This is a genomic window from Aquimarina celericrescens, assembly GCF_042682765.1.
GTDB lineage: Bacteria > Bacteroidota > Bacteroidia > Flavobacteriales > Flavobacteriaceae > Aquimarina > Aquimarina celericrescens.
In genome coordinates this window covers 30,305-48,579 of record NZ_JBHUHY010000009.1, presented here as the reverse complement: position 1 = coordinate 48,579, position 18,275 = coordinate 30,305, and the positions used below count along the sequence as shown (strand labels likewise).

Here is an 18,275-nt window from a genome sequence, read left to right as displayed (position 1 = left end):
AATCAATTGGACATAAAAAAACTAATCAAAAAGTGCCAAAAAAACAATCGTAAAGCACAAAGTGAATTGTTTTATCTCTATAGAGATGTACTTTTTGCTTTGAGTCTAAAATATTGCAAAAATTATAGCGAAGCCGAAGACAACTTACAAGATGCTTTTATCACAATTTTCAGCAAAATAAACCAATATAATTTCAAAGGTTCTTTTGAAGGTTGGATGAAAAGAATAACCATTAATAAGGCAATTGACAAATACAAAAAAACACCTTATGTAGATAATCTTATTAGAGAAGATACTATTGAGGATGTTATAATTGACACAGAAGAATTACAGCTATCATTAGACGAATTACTCGTATACATACAAGGGTTACCAGACAGATATCGATTGGTATTTAATTTATATGAACTTGATGGATACTCACACAAAGAGATCGCTACAATGCTTACTATTTCTGAAGGAACTTCTAAATCAAATTTACATAGGGCAAAAAGTATATTAAAAACTAAAATACTATCTGATAAAGATTGTTTTAAAAAAAAAGTGATAAGTAATGGCTAACCCAAAAGACATAGGAAAAGCTTTTAAAGAAAAGTTGAAGAATTTTGATCGATCTCAAAGTCATTTAACTTGGGAGGATATCGAGCCAAAACTACCTCAAAAAGAAAGAAATAGACTTTCGTATTGGGGAAGAACTTCGAGTATTGTAATTCCTCTACTATTATTAACCTATATCATATTTAATGCTTACGAAAATACCCTGTCCAAAGACGATCCAAGCCTTATTGTATTAGAAACCTCTTTAACCGAAGATAATTGTGTAGAAAGCGATGAAGAAGAAAACAATCAAAGACCTATACCTAATACTCATATCACTATCACAGATACCATTGAAAAAATAGTGTTAAACGCAAATGATAATAATTCAAACAAAAACAGTAATTCTATAGTAAACGTAAAACCAATTCATAACAATAATACATCTTCTGTTATAAATACATCTAAACTACAGTCTAAAGCAAAAGTTGAGAGGAATCCAGAAAAAAGTAGTCAACTCGAATTAGTAAACCAGAAAGAAAAAATTACAAAACAAGAAAAAAATAAACTAACTACTTCAAAGTTTGATAGGCAAATTGGTCTTAAAAACTCAAAAGCTTTATCGACACTAGAGGATAATGCTACGAGAATAAAACAGGTTGAAGATGAAGAAAAGAACATAGGCGAAGAAGCAGAAAATAAATCAACTTCTGAAAAGGATACACGAATAACTAACCGCAAGAAAAAGGATACTCTGATTTTTATGCATCCTAAAAAAAAGAAAGTGTATCAAAAATTCAGCTTTGGATTGCATATTGCTCCCACCTACAATATAACTTCTAATGGGTCCTTGATAAGTGATCGTTTATCAGATAATACTAGTACTGGAAAAATAAGTTTGGGTTATGGTATTACGGTTAAATCCTATTTTTCCAAAAAAATGGCATTAAGAGTGGGTTATAATCATTTAAAGCTAAGCAACAAAACCAAAAATCGCATTCTAACAGAACTACCTGCTTACATCCAAAATGAATGGTCACTTCAGGCTTCAAATGAAATAATTGAAAACGAATCACAAATAGACCTCATCCAGAAATTAATCTATGATGAAATCTCTGTAGGTTTACAATATCAACTCTCAGATAAACGACAAATCACTACTTCGCTAGTTGGAGGACTAAATCTTTTATTTTACGCAAAAAATAATATTGTTATAAAAGCTTCGGCTGGAGATTTCACAATTAGAGGTGAGGATAACATAAAAAAAATAGGGCTTGGCTTGTATTTAGGTTCAAATCTAAAATATAAATTATCAGACAACCTGTTTGTAAATTTTGATCCGTTAATTAATTATCAGTTGCAAGAAGCAAGTAAAAACTTAGAAAGTTATAATTTATTCTATTTTACTATTCAGTCAGGATTATCTTTTGAGTTTTAATTCCATATTTTTTATTATTTCAAAATTGATCTATTTTAAATTTTTAGAAACTCAACTACTTTAGATATAATTTAAAAAAACCTTTCAGACTAGTGTTAGTGACACGTTTCATTACCGACTAATAAAATTATAAATACTAATTTCTATAAAAAATCAACATTTTTGTAACATTTTGATAACATCTTACGTATAAAAGATAAAAGGCCCTAAATATTCACATATTAAATTTCAAGGAGAACATAGATGAGACAACTTAAAATTACGAAGCAGGTAACGAATCGTGAAACTGCATCGCTGGATAAATATTTACAGGAAATAGGTAAAGTAGATCTTATTACTGCAGATGAAGAGGTGGAATTGGCTCAGCGTATAAAAGCTGGTGACGAGAGAGCACTTGAAAAACTAACCAAAGCAAATTTAAGATTCGTAGTATCTGTTGCAAAACAATATCAAAATCAAGGACTTACACTTCCAGACCTTATTAACGAAGGTAATCTTGGATTAATTAAAGCTGCCAAGCGTTTTGATGAAACTCGTGGATTTAAATTCATTTCATATGCAGTATGGTGGATTCGTCAATCTATCCTACAAGCATTAGCAGAACAATCTCGTATTGTTCGTCTGCCATTAAATAAAATTGGTTCGATCAACAAGATCAATAAAACATATGCTTTTTTAGAGCAATCTCACGAGCGACCACCAAGTGCAGAGGAAATTGCAAAAGAGCTGGATATGACTATCAATGACGTGAAAGAATCTATGAAAAACTCAGGACGTCATGTAAGTATGGATGCACCTCTTGTAGAAGGAGAAGATTCTAATCTTTATGATGTATTAAATTCTGGAGAATCACCAAATCCCGATAGAACATTACTGCATGAATCACTTAGAACGGAAATAGAACGTGCTCTAGAAACTCTTACTCCAAGAGAAGCTGATGTTATTAGATTATATTTTGGATTGGGTGATCAACACCCTATGACTCTAGAAGAAATTGGTGAAACATTTGATCTTACTCGTGAACGTGTACGTCAAATAAAAGAAAAAGCAATTCGTAGACTAAAACATACGTCTAGAAGTAAAATACTAAAGACTTATTTAGGATAAATTCCTAAATTGCGGTTACAAACAGTTTTATAATATAACTGTTCGTTTTTTGATTGATGAATGACCTCCGGCTGATTACCGGAGGTTTTTTTTATTGTATTTTAACGACATTTATAGCAAAATGTAAGCGTCACTATAGTGAAATATTGAGGTTCTTTATTCTAATTGACAAAGTAATATCTTTATTATCAAACTCAAAATTTGTATCTTTAAGTACCCCTCACAATATATGCGCCATGAGGTATATTATAAGCTATGTAAGTACGGTCAATCCAGATCTATCAAATACTGATATCGCTAAGCTTATGGATCATGTTAATGTTCATAACAATACTATTGGTCTTACAGGCATACTCATATATTCTGAAGGTAATTTCTTCCAGGTTCTTGAAGGTGAAGAAGAAATCGTTAAAAGAATGTTTGAAAGAATCAAAAAAGATTCAAGGCATTATAACATTATCAAAATGTTAGATAAAGAGATGAATGATCATTCTTTCTCAGAATATCATTCTTCTTTCACAGTGATTTCAGATCATTACAGTCAAACCGAATTACAAGAATTCTTGAATAAAGAAAAAGATTATAATCCAGAGCACTACAAAAGCATCTTGTATTTGACACAAAAATTTATGAAGCTCCTCTAGCTCATTATTTGAAACTTAAATAGTATTTTTGCCCAAAACAACACAATTTTATGGCTTCAAAATTAATTGCCCCTTCAATATTAGCGGCTGACTTTGCTAATTTACAGCGCGATATAGAAATGATCAACAATAGTGATGCAGATTGGTTTCATATTGATATCATGGATGGTGTTTTTGTTCCAAATATTTCTTTTGGAATGCCAGTTTTAAGAGACATTGCCAAACATGCTACCAAAACAATCGATGTACATCTGATGATCATTGATCCAGACCGTTACATAAAAACTTTTGCAGATTTAGGAAGTAACATTCTTACAGTACATTACGAAGCGTGTACACATCTTCATAGAACTTTGCAAGCTATAAAAGATGAAGGAATGAAAGCCGGTGTAGCTATAAATCCACACACGAGTGTAAATGCTTTAGAAGATATTATCCACGATATTGATTTGGTTTGTGTAATGAGCGTAAATCCAGGATTTGGCGGACAATCCTTTATAGAAAACACCTATAAAAAGGTAGAAAAACTTAGAGAAATGATTGACAGCAACGGATCCAATACTCTTATAGAAGTGGATGGTGGTGTTACTGATAAAAATGCAAAAATTTTTATAGATAAAGGTGCAGACGTATTGGTGGCTGGCAGCCATGTTTTTAAAAGTGAAAATCCAACTAAAACAATTAAACGGTTAAAAGAGATTGTAGGAATGTAAATAGATAATATGGGACAGAACCTAACACCATCTTTTGATACCTGGACGTCTTTTTTTTTGTTGGTGAGTTCGTTAGGATTCTTTTTGAGTATAATTTTAGGGCTTCATAAAAATAGTAGGATTAACAATCTACCTGTTATCTTATTTGTATTTGGGTTCTCACTTATATTAGTTCAATACGTATTATATTGGACTAATTATGGATCGATTTATCCTTATTTATATTTTTTTGATTCCAGTTGGTACCTGGCTTTTGGTCCACTTCTATATATCTATATCGCCAAATTTTATAGCAAGACATTCAAAGTACGGTGGTTTCATTTTTTACCCTCGGTTATATCTTTTATACTCACGGGATATTATTTTATTAGATCTGATGGTTTCCAAAACTTTGAACATCATGAAAATGAGGTTTTATTTAATTTATTTGGTTCTTTAAGATCTCCATGGCTTGCTGCATTATCACTAATCATTTACTGGATCACAACAAAGGATTTTATTGCATTTCATGAAAATATCAGTAGCACAACACAATATCAAGCCATAAGAAAAAAATGGGTAAATCTTCTAATGAACCTATTTTTGATGTTTACAGTTTCCTATATCAGCTATTATGTGTTGGTTAAATTTTCATTTTTTAATTCTAGTTGGGACTATGCCATTTCTTTCTCCATGGCTATCTCGATCTATGCCATAGGGTATATGGTCTACAAAGAACCTTCTATCTTTAATGGCGAATTGCTGTCAAATTTATTTCTGAAAGAGACCAATGGGAGAGAATTAACGCAAGCCACCAAAGACGAATTTTACACTGAATTACTTCTGTATATTAAAAACAACAAACCTTATTTAAACAACAATCTTAGATTAGTCCATTTGGCTGATATGACAGGATTATCTACCCACATCCTTTCCAAACTTATAAACGAAAAAGCCAGGAAAAATTTCAATCAATTCATTAATGAATATCGATTAGAGGAAGCAAAAAAAATGCTCATTGAAGATTCTGAAACAAGCATAAAAACAATATATTTTGATGTTGGATTCAATAACAAAGCTACCTTTAATAGCGCTTTTAAAAATAAGTTCAAATGCACCCCTTCAGAATATAAGAAAAGACACTTCGTCGTTCAGGACACCTAAAAAAGTAAACTACCTCAGGGCAAGCCCATGAGGCATTGGATTGAAAAAATAATTCAGATTTCGAGGCAAGCATCGGAGCATTTAAATCTCGATTATCGAGTAAAGAATTATAATTCTAAACCGTTTCTAAAAGGATTTTACAGAATTTTATTCTTATAAATCTTAAAATCCAGGCTTATGAGAACTCTATTCTTTTTACTCTTTTTTAGCTTTACATGTACTTCTTTTTCTCAAAATTTCACCTTGGTTAAGGATTCCGTTAATCCTATTATCTCAGACCCGGCCATTGGAGGGACATATTTTGGAACCTCATGGACAGACATAGACAACGATAATAATATAGACCTGTTCTATGGAGGAACTATTTATCGAAATCTTGGGAAGGGAAAATTTGAGGTAGCCCAAAGCAGTGGTACAATTCCTATCGCTACAGCATTAGTAGGATGCAGCTGGGCAGATTATCAAAATGACGGGGACCTTGACCTTATTTATTCTCGTTTCTCAGCCCCCTCTACCCTACAAACTCGAATCTATGCTAATAACGGTGCAGGAAAATTTACAGAGGTAAATACTGTCCTGAATACTATTAATTCTGCCACTTGGAGTGTACAATGGTGTGATTACAATAATGATAGTTATGTAGATTTCATATTGACCTTTGCCAATGGTTTCTTGGGTGCATCGTCTTTCCCCAACAGATTATATCGAGGAAATGCAGATGGCACGTTTACCGAAGTTACTCAGTCCTACGAATTTCTAACGAATAAAGAAGCTTATACCGTATCCAACTGGACTGATTATGATCAAGATGGAGACACTGATTTATTTATTGCGAGTGGTCCCGCATCTGGTCCCGCCGGTATCAAACAAGATTTCTTATTCAAAAACTTGCAAATGGAAACAGGAAATGAAGGTTTTGAGAAGATCAGTACTGCTGAGCTTTCATTTGCCGAAGATCCTCAAGATGGGCAATGCTACAACGCTATAGACTATGATAATGATGGAGATCTTGATATTTGCCTTACGAACTATTCTGGTATTGAAAACAAATTCTATATCAATAATGCAGGTACGTATGTAGAAACCGCAGTTCCATTTACAATGACAAATAACCAAAACCTATCCAACGCTTGGGGAGATTTTGACAACGATGGCGATCTGGACGTAATTATTACTGGTTCGAATCCTACCGGAAGTGGTTATTATATTAATAATGGAGACGGAACCTTTACTGAAAGTGGTTCTAATCTTATCAACACAGCAACTTCCGGGAACTCTACAGGAGCAACTATTGGGGATTATGACAATGACGGCGATTTAGATTTCTTTGTTGTGGGTAGAGGCATTAAAGGGCTTTTCAGAAATGATTTTAGGATAAAAAACCACTTCGTAAATATTAAACTCATTGGAAACCTTTCAAATAAAGCAGCACTAGGTGCCAGGTTAGAATTAACCTCAAAAATAAAGGGGAAAATAATTACTCAAAAAAGAGAGGTTTCTGCTTCGAATACCTTCATGGGACATAACAGTCTTAGAGTACATTTTGGGTTAGCCAAAGCTCCTAAAATTGATAAACTAACTATTTATTGGCCTTCCGGAAACGTAGATACATTTAAAAACCTCAGGGTAAATCAATTTTACACTATCGAAGAAGGCAAAGAAAAACCAGTCGGGCCACCTATTAAAAACATCGAAGCCAAAGTAATTGTATACCCTAATCCGTCAAAAAATCTAGTAAAAATTAAAATCAAAAATCTTCAAAGTACAAATCCCATTTTAATCAAAACAGTAGATATTTCCGGGCTTGTCATTTCAGAAAACAGCTTTAATTATAATCAGGAAATCGAAATAGATACATCTTTCTTATCTAAGGGGAATTATTTTTTAAATATTTACATAGATGGAGAAAGTATTATAAAAAAGTTGGTGATAAAATAAACTGTTACTTTTTTCGTCTAAAAAGGCAGGTTTCTCAATAGAAGCTTGCCTTTTATCATTTTGGGACCTTAAAAATTAGTAGCTTTATATATTATTTATGTTGTAAGTATCTACCCGTACATATGACAATTTATCCCGATAGCGTTTTAAAATGAAGCATACAGATTTAATCATTATAGGAGGAGGCCCCATAGGTATCGCCTGTGGGTTAGCAGCAAAGAAAAAAGGAATCGATTATCTTATTATAGAAAAAGGTCCTATCGTTAATTCTTTGTTTAATTATCCCATAAACATGCAGTTCTTTTCATCTTCAGAAAAACTTGAAATTGATGATATTCCCTTTATTAGCAAAGAAGCTAAGCCCAAACGAAATGAGGCATTAGAATATTATCGCAGGATAGTTACTTCTAATAACTTAAACATCACTTTATTTGAAAAAGTAAATACCGTTAAAAAAGAGAATGGTCTTTTCAAAATTGAAACTGAAAAACAACACTATACGGCTTCGTTCGTTATTGTCGCTACGGGATTTTATGACATTCCCAACACTATGAACGTGCCTGGCGAAGATTTACCAAAAGTATCTCATTATTATAAGGATCCACATTTTTATGCTAAACAGAAATTAGCAGTGGTTGGTGCAAGTAATTCGGCAGTAGATGCCGCCTTGGAGTGCTATCGTAAAGGAGCAGACGTTACCATGATCGTACGAGGCCACGAAATTGGTAAACGGGTAAAATATTGGGTGCGTCCAGATATTATGAATAGAATAAAAGAAGAAAGTATAAAGGCGCATTATAATGCTACGGTAAAAGAAATATTCGAAGACAAAATTAGTATTACGACCCCAAACGGAGATATTGATATAGAAAACGATTATGTACTGGCATTAACCGGATACAAGCCCAATTTTGAGTTTCTTAAAAAAATAGGAATTACACTTTCAGATGACGAGAAACTGTATCCCGAGTATAACGAAGAAACCATGGAGTCTAATGTAGAGAATCTTTACCTGGCAGGAGTGATTTGTGGCGGAATGGATACGCATGTATGGTATATAGAAAACTCCAGAATTCATGCAACAGCAATACTAAATTCTATTACAGAAAAACAGTTCGCACAAACAAAAAGCCAAACAACATAGTTCAGCTTTTGATATACATATTACTACTATAGTTTATTATTCCCTTGATAAAATACTCAAGATGTACCAAAATAATAACATCAGCGAAGCAAATAATCCTAAAGAAGCTCCTACGTATTGATCTTCAGAATATTTATGAACCATATTAGAAGTTTGGTACAAAATTGATCCAGATGCCAGTATAACCATCCCTACACTAAACCAAAGTCCCAGATTAAATCCAAATAACAATCCCGCTACAATCAATCCAAGAGCTATAAAAAATCCAATGGTCAAAATAGAACGAAGAAAAGAAAAGTCTTTTTTGGTAAGTAAAACAATTGCAGACAATCCTGTAAACAAGGCCAAGGTCAAAATCGCGGCTTGATTTAAAATATTTGCGCCTCCACTTTCAGCCATCATCATAGCGATTCCGATCAATGGAATAAAAATAAAGGCTTCGGCTATTACGTATACTAGAAGGCCCAGATACTGCTGATTAATATTGTGATTTTTGTGTGCCATTTTCTCTGCATAAGTGGTCGCCAACATAAATCCACCAAGCATGAGTAACCATCTCCAACCTTGAGTCATAGAAAATGCAAAATTTACAATGGTCTCAGATTGAAAAAAGATCCATTCTACAATAACAAAAAGTAAAACAGCCATGGCAAGGTGGGTATATGTCTTCTTGTAAAATGCAACTCTTTTTTCATCTGTAAGAGCACTTACCGGCATTACTTGTTGAAATTCTTCCATAAGTTTTTAATAATTAAGGTTGTTTCTACCAGTTCTTATATGAAGTTACTANAGGCAAGGCAAAAAATTTATGGATAGCCATAGCTATCGATCAATTTTATAACGAAGCATCAAGTCAAAAGAGACAATTTTATACGGTAATTTCATGTGAGAAATGGTATTAGAATGATAAATATAATAGTTTTCTTAAAATAGGATTATTACTACTCCTCAAAATATCGAAAATTAAGCATTCGCATTACATACATATAGATTTCAGGAAATTTCTCTTTTAATTCTTGTGGGGATTCCATAAAAACTTCAACTAATACAGCGATAAATTCAAACTTATCTGTATACGCATAATCTCTCAAAATTTTGGTCTCTACAATTTTCTTTCTTATTTCTACTGCACCCAAATATTGCTCTAATTGCAAAAAGGTATCATAAAAAATTTCAGAGCTTATATCATTATTTTTTATCGAATTATAGTGAATCGCATGTGTAATCTCGTGAATTCCCAAACTTTTTCCTTTATCCTGGTGTAGGTTTCCTTTCTGAAAATCTTTCCATGAAAGTGCCAGTGCTTTGGATCTGGGATTGAATTCTCCAATGTTTTCAGTTTGATTCAAAACAGAATAAAAAGACGAAGGATATACGATGATAGTGTTCAAATATTCTAGTAAATAATGACGCATTCCAAAAGTAAGTTGTGTTACCATCATTGCGATTTGCATGCGCATAAAATCATCTATAACCAAACCATCTCTTCCCACAAAATTTGTGTCTTCTAAAAACCGTGCAGTTCTATGCGCAAAATATCGCTTTCGTTTTTTATCCAACTTATTATAAAAATCATTCTCCCCAGCAAAAACCTGTAAATTATCGGGTAGTTTTTTCATTTTTGGATAGAAATGAATGTAATACGGTTTGCTATTATATTTTACGTAGATAGATTCTAGATATCGTAAAACGTAATACACACAAATGGATACAATACCCAACGTAATTGCAAATCCCAAAACGATCTGAAATATCGAGTTTGTAGGTTCACCTTCTTGAATTAATAAATATGCTGTCAAAAAAATCAAAAAAAGAAAATGTAGGTTAAGGCCTTTAAAAATAGTGTTTTAGAAATAAAAACCTTGTTAAAATGATATTTTAACATTAATAGAGTCTACGTTAACTATTACTGTAGCATATAAAGATACTCAAATTAGATCTGATCTAGGGCTAGTTCGATTCAGTAAAATTATTCTACTATAGCTTTTTTATCTTCAAAACATGATTACCGGGATCATTATGTGGTTGCGCGAAAAAACAGATATAGTGAGGAACCCGATCTTAAATACGCTATCTACCACCAAAAGATTATGGATCAGGATCAAGAGAGCCTACCCCAAAAACAAAAGTCATTCTGCTACCCCTACTGATTCTTCCGCTAAACTGGTCGTTAGCTCATTTTAGCACTTTTGTTGTTAGTAAGAACCCGGTCTCTAGATCGGGTTTTTTAATTTATAGATATGGTGGTTTAATTGAACTTTTGGTGAAAAACCAGTGAATAAAACCTACAAAGTTCAATAACGCGGTTCATTTCCTGAGTTAACGATTTGACACTTAAATGAACTAGTATGTTATTTAGATATGCGCCCTTTAGTACTCCTTCTCAAAACTGGATATGCGAAAGTCATATTACAAAAAACATTTGAAAATTTGAGGGAAAAAGTAGCCTATTAAAAGTTTTTTAGTATTTTAGAGACAACGTAAAAATTTATAAACACCCCATAACTGAAGTTTTCTTCGGCTATGGGGTTGTTTATTGAAAATATATAAAATAATCGATAAAATTAACAAATCAATACAAAATTAAACTATGTCGCATTTATTATCCAAATTGTCCAATCTAAATTATGGAATGGCAATACATAAAGGAGATGCTAGTACTCGATTGGCTAGTAAGAAAGATGAACTTCAAGTAGTATGTCTTTCTAAAACGGAAATCCCAAAAGAATACCAAAATCAGTTTAATGAACTATTAGAAATAGATCCTCCAGAGTTAAGTGAAATTGGAAATGGTTTAGCTGCAGATTATATAAGGCTCTTAATTGATATTCAACAAAAGTTAGAAGAAGAAGAAATTTAAAAGTCCAATAAACCGATAAAAATGAATAAAGAAAGTTTAATACAAGAATTCGAAGCTACTGTAAATGAAATTACAAATAGGTGCTTAACTAAGTTAGAGAACCCCAATAACAATATTCTCGAAATATTTGATGATTTTCAAAAGTCTGTTGCGGACGAAACGCCAAAAATAATACATAAAGCTATTATTAATAATGTTTACGATAGAAATACTCTTATAAAGAGTCTAGCAGAAATATCTATAAAGCATGCGACAAAATTGAAATCGAAAGTCTAAATAAACGATGAAAAATAAATTCCATATTTTAATGGCAATACGATTTCTCTTAATGTTTTTAAGTTCAACATTAAGTGCACAAACCGATCTTTTTCGCGAAACCAGAAAAAAAGCAGAAGCTAACGATCCTATTGCGCAAAAGGAGTTAGGGATTTTTTATGGTTATGGTAAAGAAGGGGTGGAAAAAGATCATACTCAAGCAGTGCTTTGGTTTAAAAAAAGTGCCGAACAAGGAAATGATGAAGGTCAATACCATTATGGATTTACTTTTGCTAAAGGACGTGGTGTAAAACGAAATCTAAACACTGCTTTTTTTTGGTTCGAGAAAAGTGCCGAACAAGGAAATATAAGTGCTATGTACATTTTAGGTATAGATTATTTAAAGGGTCGATATTATAAAAAAAATGATTCTCTTGCCTTAAAATATTTTGTAAAATGTGGAGAAAAAGGATCAATAGAGGGTCAGAATGCTGCTGGAGAGTTATATCGTCTTAGTGGAAATTACAAAAAAGCTTTTTACTGGTTTGAAAAATCCGCAATGGAAGGAAATAAGGTTGGTCAATTTTGGTTAGGATACCTTCTATACTCAAAAGGAAAAAATGAGGATGCTTTAAAATTATGGGAAAAATGTTATGAACAAGGTGAAGAATCTTGTGGGAAATACTTGGCTAGATTACATTTTTATGGAAAAGGCACCCAAAAAAACAGGAAATTGGCAAGAACAATACTTGAAGATTTGGGTTATAAAAAAACTTGCAATATATGTCATGGTGAATTAATTGTACCTTGTTCACACTGTGATGGAACAGCAAGAAGGTATTCTTGGTCTGGTTCAGATATAGGGCATTGCAATCATTGTAATACAGGATATTTTAAATGCGAAGTTTGCCAGGGTTTTGGCGTAATTAAAAAATATTACATACAAGGATATCATAATCTACTCACATGGAAGTGGTAGTTTATAATAAATTCTTAAATATTATTCAAAATCCGATAGTGCGGAATAGTAAACTAAAAGTTCAATAAAACGATAAATTATAATAAATGAATCAAGATATTTTAAGCAATCAAACTTTGATATTAATATTGAATTATTTCAAAAGAAATAAAATCGAGAACATTGAGCAAGGTATGGAAAAGGGTGTAATTAAAAGTTTTACCGAAATGGCTGGATATATAATAACTATCCCAATTGAAGATGGTTTGCCAAAAAGCTTTTTAAAAGATAAAGAAGAACTTGAAGAGTATAATGAAACTCTAGTAGAACTTTCTGATGGAACACATATTAAGAGTTATTTAATTACTGGAGCTCATACTACTCTATCATCAGAATTTTTTTTTGCTTCTCAAGAAACTCAGCTTAAGCTTATACTAAAAATGTCTAAAGGAATAAGCAATTAAAGTTCAATAAAACGATAAATTACAACTCTTTAAAACCTTAAAGTATGGATGCTTTTCAAAAATACGAAGAACTCTTAAAAAGAGTAAAAAATGATGAATTACAAGAAACGATGGAGCTAAATGAATCTAACAAACAAATGAAGTATGGGAATAGAGATTTTTCGGGTGTTGATATAATTAAAACTCTTACAGATCCTACAACAAAAACAGGGTATTCTATTTGGCATTACAAAGCCAATAATGGATTACTTGAAATTTTAAAAGTAATTGATTTAGAAAAAAATATAATGTACTTCGACGAAAAAGTTCAATAAAACGATGAAGAAACTCTATATATTATCAATGCTTATAGTTATAACATATGGTTGTGATAAAAAGAGCAGCCAAATCAATTCTTATTTTGGAGATAACCTGAAAGATCCTTCAAGTTTAGAAATTATTGAACAAAAAGAAAATGATATAACGGTATCTAGAATAGCTGCCCATTGTATGGGGGAAAGGAGTTCTGAATATAGGTTTAAAACAGAAAACGATAACTTATTAGTTTTAGACAAAGACAAAACAGTATTAGGTAAAATGATTGAAGTCAAGTATAGATCCAATAATTCATTTGGAGCAAAAGATATCAACTATTCCTTTTTTGTATTCTCTTTAAACGATAAGTTATTATTTACTTCTAATAATAGCTTAGAGGCATTATCTAAATCCTGTAATTACTTATATCAGGATATTTACAATGATGAAAAATACTTTATTAAGAAAAGAAAGTCTAAATAAACGATTAGCTGTTAAGTCAACTATACATTCTTTACTCGATTAAATTATAAATATGTCATTTAATAGAATTATTGAAATTGAAAATACACTTAGGGATTTTATATTATATCAACTAAGAAAAAAATATAATGGAGATTGGCAAAAGTACTATGGTATATCTGTTGATCGAATTAAAAAATGGGAGGAAAAAAGGGATATAGCTCTTAAAAAATCTCTAAAGACAGGAATAGTTGAAAGTAGACTAATCTATTATTCGGACTTTTATGATTTGTCTACTATTATAAGTAAAAATTGGGCAGCTCTTTTTAAATCCGTTTTTGAAGACAAAAAGGAGTTTGATGTCTACTTTAAAAAAATGGAAGAATATCGCAATACCCTTGCACATGGTAGATTACTTTTATTACATCAAAGTAACTTACTTGAAGGAATTTGTGGAGAAATACGAAATAAAATAATTAGATATCAGAGTAAAATGGAATATAATGTAGATATTTTTCCCAGAATTGAAAGAGTGGCCGATAATTTTGGCAACGTTTGGCCAGGATTCAATAGTTTGCACCCTAAAACTACATTATTCCCTGGGGATATTTTGGAAATAACTATTAATGCAACAGATCCTGAAGATCAGCCACTAGAGTTCCGTATACAGAATACTACTCCTTGGCAGAGAGAAAATACAATTAAGCTATTCATAGAAAATAAACACGTTTGTTTAAGGAAAGTATTTAATGTTCTAATGAGAAGCACAAGACCTTATCACAGTCAAGTTGATAGAGATGGAGAAGTACATTTGAGTTATGTTATTTTACCAAAAAAAGCTCAGGAAATCAAATGAGTAAAATTTTAAAAAAGGAGTTCAATAAAACGATAACTTATAAAAATAATTAACTAAATTTTCTAAAATATGAAATCTATAATATTTACTTCATTTTTATTCTTAAGCACAATATGTTTATCACAAAACGACGTAGGAGTGGAACAACAAAATGTATATAATTCTTCTGACGGTAGAACAGCAAATTGGTATGCAGTCAATAATACTGATAAAGGCGTTAATTTAGAAATAAAAGTTACCCTAACAGGATGTGACGCTAAAACAATATCCGAAATTAAAAAAATATATGTAGGGAAAAGAAGTAAATCCTATATAGGCTTTAACAAATCAACCTGCTTTGGAAAAAATAAAGGGTTTAGATATAGATCAGTTAGTGTTATTTCTAAAAAGTTTAACTAAACGATCTAAATTTCAATAACCCATGAAATATTCAGAAATTCTGTATCAATTACAAAAACTATCACCAAGTGAGGTTGATTTTTTTATCCAAGAGTATAAATTCAAAGAAAACCTCTTAACTAAAAGAATTAATAAAAACTCTATATTATTTTTAATAGGATTTCTAGGATATTTTCTTCTAAAAAATCAAATTATTAGTGATATCAAAGCTGGTCCTTTTAAAATAAACGATGTGCAGTTAGCATTGCGATTTCTTCCAGTCTTTATTGCTTATACTTTTTCAATGGTAATTAGTAATATAAACAACATAATTAGAACAGATAGATATCTCATAGAACTATATCAAATTAAACACCCCTCCTTAAATGGTAATTATTTATTAAATACAATTTCTCTTTCTAATCCAATTCCCATAGAATCAGATAACAATAGTAACAAATCTGGATGTATTAAATCATTATTCATTACTCTGCCAATTTTATCTTTAGCGATAATATCCTTGCTATTAATACCCCTGATTTTAATCTTAATACTTTTTACAGCTTATCAATCTTGGATTGAAAACGGATATGATATCGTGCAAGTGATAGTTTCAACTGTCATCTTTGGATTTATTGCATTAATTACATCGAATGTTTTTGAGATGTTTCAATTATTTATTGAAATTGAAAAGAACAAAAAGTCTAAATAACCGATTAAAAAATGAGCCTAAAAATATTTGAAACAATATTACAAGATTTGCTTGAATATTATTTAGTATTAGATGATGTTTCATTACAAAAGCACTTGAATGATCCTACTTGGGCAATAAAAGAACGTGTTGCTACTATTGATGACCTTCAAGTAAAAATTTACCCAAACGATCATAATCCACCACATTTTCACGTAGTTTCTAAGAATAAAGAAATAGATGCAAAATTTACGATTGAAAAATGTGACCTAATTTCTGGAAATATGAGTTCGAAAAACCTCAAAAAAATTAATGCATTTTATCAAGGAATGAAAGGTAAGATGGTGTTGGAAACCATTTGGAAAAAATATCACGGAGATAATGTATAAAAACCCGATAGCGCAGAAAGTTTTATCTTGTAGAATAGTAAATTAAAAGTTCAATTAAACGATGATAAGATATAAATATCAATTGATAGATAGTTCTCCAGGTGGAACGAAAGAAGAAGGAACTGGAAGTATTACAGATTTGGAAAGAGTAATTCCTTTGGAGATACTTTCAATTTTACATCTCTACGAAGATGATAAAGGTTCTATTGATTTAAAAATTCAAGCTGGAAATGAATATTTTGAAATAACTAAAGTTCAATAAAACGATAAAAAAGAAGAACGGCTGTTGGTATAGATGGATTCGATATATATGTTACGGTGTATGGTATCCTTTTTTACATATCCAAAGGTATATTGGTAGCTAAATATTCAATTCAGTGATAGAAAATAATGCTAGAGGTGCTTTTTGTTATTCTCCAAAGATTTCAAAGCTTTTGGCTTCGATTTTTTACAAATAACAAAAGAGGCTGTCTAAAAAGTTTAGAAAATGTCATTACGAAAAATTTTAATTTTTAAGTAATCTGTTTATCAGTAACTTAAGCTCAACAGATTCCTTCGTTTCTCTCGGAATGACTACTTTTTAGACACCCTCTTTTGCTTGATGTGACCCCAAGCTTCCAGAGTTCGAACTTTTTGACTGAATTTTTAGATAATGTTAACAGTTATTTTGAAAAGGAATATATGCTGAAAACAGCTTGTTAATATTAATAGCTTTTGGAGAGATGGGAAGATTTATTAATTTTTAATTCTAAAATAAAAAAGGGCATTTTTGATGAATGCCCTTCTTTATTAAAAACCGCTTTTCTCTATGGAAGACCATCTATATTGACGACACATTCACAATTTACAATCTCTCCAGCACAAGGGTCTCCAAGGGGGTCATGACAAACTGCTCCTCCATTTATAAATTTCTGTTGGTTTTTACTTAGTACTTTTGCGTTTTCTAAAATTTTGTGTAACATAATAATGATAATTTAGTTATTTATAACTCGAACATTTAAAGACAATCGAGGTTTTGTCTAAGTTGGTATACTATTGTTTCTTGATTATAAATGAACAAAAAAAAGCGAAACAATATTGTCTCGCTTCGGTTAATTTTGTCTTAAAAGTGACCCAGGGAGGATTAGGATTATGTTATGATCCTTTATATGCTTCACTAATGCAAATACAAAACTAGCAAAGCTAACGCTTTACAGTTTTTGTGCTTGACGTGACCCCAGGCTTCCAGAGTTCGAACTTTTCTACTGAATTTTTAGATAATGTTAACAATTATTATGAAGAAGAATATATTTTGAAAACTGCTTGTTGAAATAGCATTTAATACAAACAATGTTTTATAGTCGTTTTTGCCATGTTACAATATCATTAGTTCATGTTTTTGACTACTAAAAACTCAAAACATTAGTCCATTTCAAAAGATAGATAATTAAAAGTGTACCAGCTGTACTAATAAGTATTGAGCTTTGCCAGAAATAAACTTTGTTTCCCCAAAGGTTCAACCACTTTTTGCCAAATTCTTTTTTAACATAACTTCTAAGACTTATATAATGAAGAAAATTTATTATTAAAAAAATTGCTATAGCTATTGTTATTATCCAAATTTTTCCCATCGACCAAATTTTTAATATTTCGCTTATAATAACTGTTGTGTATTACTAAATCTCACTGTTTGTGATCAATTACAAAAGTAACAATATCCAACAAAAAAGCGAGACAATATTGTCTCGCTTTGATAAATTTTGTCTTAAAAGTGACCTAGGGAGGATTATTTTATGATCCTCAATACACTCACTACTGCAAATACAAAACTAGCAAAGCTAACGCTTTACAGGTTTTGTTATTCTCCAAAGATTCACAAAACTACGTTTTGATCTTTTCCGAATAACAAAAACCTGCAATTACATTGCAGGTTTTGTGCTTGACGTGACCGTGGAGGGATTCAAACCCCCAACCCTCAGAGCCGAAATCTGATGCGCTATTCAGTTGCGCCACACGGCCTAATTT

The 18,275-nt window shown here is 31.4% G+C and carries 22 protein-coding genes and 1 tRNA gene; 19 read left to right on the top strand and 4 right to left on the bottom strand.

Annotated features, from left to right (window positions below; genetic code table 11):
* Positions 1-6 precede the first annotated feature (6 nt).
* The 8 genes from ACFSJT_RS10555 (at position 7) to ACFSJT_RS10520 (ending at position 8,664) form a co-directional block, all read left to right on the top strand.
* Positions 7-561: an RNA polymerase sigma factor gene (locus ACFSJT_RS10555; protein ID WP_378320225.1), complete on the top strand. Its 555-nt coding sequence runs from the start codon at positions 7-9 to the stop codon at positions 559-561.
* Complete coding sequence (locus ACFSJT_RS10550) at positions 554-1,975, top strand: hypothetical protein (RefSeq protein WP_378320224.1); 1,422 nt, start codon at positions 554-556, stop codon at positions 1,973-1,975. Before ACFSJT_RS10555 ends, ACFSJT_RS10550 begins: the two co-directional genes overlap by 8 nt.
* A gap of 243 nt (positions 1,976-2,218) precedes the next feature.
* A complete protein-coding gene (locus ACFSJT_RS10545; protein ID WP_024772554.1) occupies positions 2,219-3,082 on the top strand; it encodes a sigma-70 family RNA polymerase sigma factor in 864 nt (287 codons plus the stop codon).
* Positions 3,083-3,318: 236 nt separating this feature from the next.
* A complete protein-coding gene (locus ACFSJT_RS10540; protein WP_378320223.1) occupies positions 3,319-3,726 on the top strand; it encodes a BLUF domain-containing protein in 408 nt (135 codons plus the stop codon).
* A 50-nt stretch (positions 3,727-3,776) separates the two neighbouring features.
* Positions 3,777-4,439, top strand: coding sequence for a ribulose-phosphate 3-epimerase (gene rpe, locus ACFSJT_RS10535; RefSeq protein ID WP_378320222.1), 663 nt, complete (start codon positions 3,777-3,779; stop codon positions 4,437-4,439).
* A gap of 9 nt (positions 4,440-4,448) precedes the next feature.
* Positions 4,449-5,582, top strand: a complete 1,134-nt coding sequence (locus ACFSJT_RS10530) for a helix-turn-helix domain-containing protein (RefSeq protein ID WP_378320221.1) — start codon at positions 4,449-4,451, stop codon at positions 5,580-5,582.
* Between the two features lie 177 nt (positions 5,583-5,759).
* Entirely contained in the window at positions 5,760-7,520 is a 1,761-nt protein-coding gene (locus ACFSJT_RS10525) for a T9SS type A sorting domain-containing protein (RefSeq protein WP_378320220.1), read from the top strand.
* Positions 7,521-7,671: 151 nt separating this feature from the next.
* Complete coding sequence (locus ACFSJT_RS10520; RefSeq protein ID WP_378320219.1) at positions 7,672-8,664, top strand: YpdA family putative bacillithiol disulfide reductase; 993 nt, start codon at positions 7,672-7,674, stop codon at positions 8,662-8,664.
* A gap of 36 nt (positions 8,665-8,700) precedes the next feature.
* Here the strand turns inward: ACFSJT_RS10520 and ACFSJT_RS10515 are convergent, their stop codons facing one another.
* Together ACFSJT_RS10515 and ACFSJT_RS10510 are read right to left on the bottom strand one after the other, a co-directional pair.
* Positions 8,701-9,402: a Bax inhibitor-1/YccA family protein gene (locus ACFSJT_RS10515; RefSeq protein ID WP_378320218.1), complete on the bottom strand. Its 702-nt coding sequence runs from the start codon at positions 9,400-9,402 to the stop codon at positions 8,701-8,703.
* Between the two features lie 203 nt (positions 9,403-9,605).
* Positions 9,606-10,283: a zinc-dependent peptidase gene (locus tag ACFSJT_RS10510; protein ID WP_378320217.1), complete on the bottom strand. Its 678-nt coding sequence runs from the start codon at positions 10,281-10,283 to the stop codon at positions 9,606-9,608.
* Positions 10,284-11,254: 971 nt separating this feature from the next.
* On the opposite strand from ACFSJT_RS10510, the gene ACFSJT_RS10505 reads away from it, so the two are divergent.
* From ACFSJT_RS10505 to ACFSJT_RS10455, 11 genes are all read left to right on the top strand, one after another.
* Complete coding sequence (locus ACFSJT_RS10505; protein WP_378320216.1) at positions 11,255-11,524, top strand: hypothetical protein; 270 nt, start codon at positions 11,255-11,257, stop codon at positions 11,522-11,524.
* A gap of 21 nt (positions 11,525-11,545) precedes the next feature.
* Entirely contained in the window at positions 11,546-11,800 is a 255-nt protein-coding gene (locus ACFSJT_RS10500) for a hypothetical protein (protein ID WP_378320215.1), read from the top strand.
* A 7-nt stretch (positions 11,801-11,807) separates the two neighbouring features.
* Positions 11,808-12,758, top strand: coding sequence for a tetratricopeptide repeat protein (locus ACFSJT_RS10495; protein WP_378320214.1), 951 nt, complete (start codon positions 11,808-11,810; stop codon positions 12,756-12,758).
* A gap of 86 nt (positions 12,759-12,844) precedes the next feature.
* Positions 12,845-13,201, top strand: coding sequence for a hypothetical protein (locus tag ACFSJT_RS10490; RefSeq protein WP_378320213.1), 357 nt, complete (start codon positions 12,845-12,847; stop codon positions 13,199-13,201).
* Positions 13,202-13,245: 44 nt separating this feature from the next.
* Positions 13,246-13,515 carry a hypothetical protein gene (locus ACFSJT_RS10485; protein WP_378320212.1) on the top strand — a complete coding sequence of 90 codons (270 nt, stop codon included), beginning with the start codon at positions 13,246-13,248 and terminating at the stop codon, positions 13,513-13,515.
* A gap of 4 nt (positions 13,516-13,519) precedes the next feature.
* Positions 13,520-13,978 (top strand): hypothetical protein, encoded by a 459-nt coding sequence (locus ACFSJT_RS10480; protein ID WP_378320211.1) that lies wholly within the window; start codon positions 13,520-13,522, stop codon positions 13,976-13,978.
* Between the two features lie 52 nt (positions 13,979-14,030).
* The gene (locus tag ACFSJT_RS10475; protein WP_378320210.1) at positions 14,031-14,813 is read left to right on the top strand and encodes a Swt1 family HEPN domain-containing protein; all 783 of its coding nucleotides are present in this window, start codon (positions 14,031-14,033) and stop codon (positions 14,811-14,813) included.
* 69 nt (positions 14,814-14,882) lie between these two features.
* Entirely contained in the window at positions 14,883-15,212 is a 330-nt protein-coding gene (locus ACFSJT_RS10470; RefSeq protein ID WP_378320209.1) for a hypothetical protein, read from the top strand.
* Positions 15,213-15,234: 22 nt separating this feature from the next.
* Positions 15,235-15,903, top strand: a complete 669-nt coding sequence (locus ACFSJT_RS10465) for a hypothetical protein (RefSeq protein WP_378320208.1) — start codon at positions 15,235-15,237, stop codon at positions 15,901-15,903.
* Positions 15,904-15,914: 11 nt separating this feature from the next.
* Entirely contained in the window at positions 15,915-16,271 is a 357-nt protein-coding gene (locus ACFSJT_RS10460; protein WP_378320207.1) for a DUF4160 domain-containing protein, read from the top strand.
* Positions 16,272-16,332: 61 nt separating this feature from the next.
* Positions 16,333-16,533: a hypothetical protein gene (locus tag ACFSJT_RS10455; RefSeq protein ID WP_378320206.1), complete on the top strand. Its 201-nt coding sequence runs from the start codon at positions 16,333-16,335 to the stop codon at positions 16,531-16,533.
* A gap of 544 nt (positions 16,534-17,077) precedes the next feature.
* Here ACFSJT_RS10455 and ACFSJT_RS10450 read toward each other — a convergent pair.
* Together ACFSJT_RS10450 and ACFSJT_RS10445 are read right to left on the bottom strand one after the other, a co-directional pair.
* Entirely contained in the window at positions 17,078-17,233 is a 156-nt protein-coding gene (locus ACFSJT_RS10450; protein ID WP_378320205.1) for a hypothetical protein, read from the bottom strand.
* A gap of 962 nt (positions 17,234-18,195) precedes the next feature.
* Positions 18,196-18,269 (bottom strand) — tRNA-Arg (locus ACFSJT_RS10445).
* Positions 18,270-18,275 lie beyond the last annotated feature (6 nt).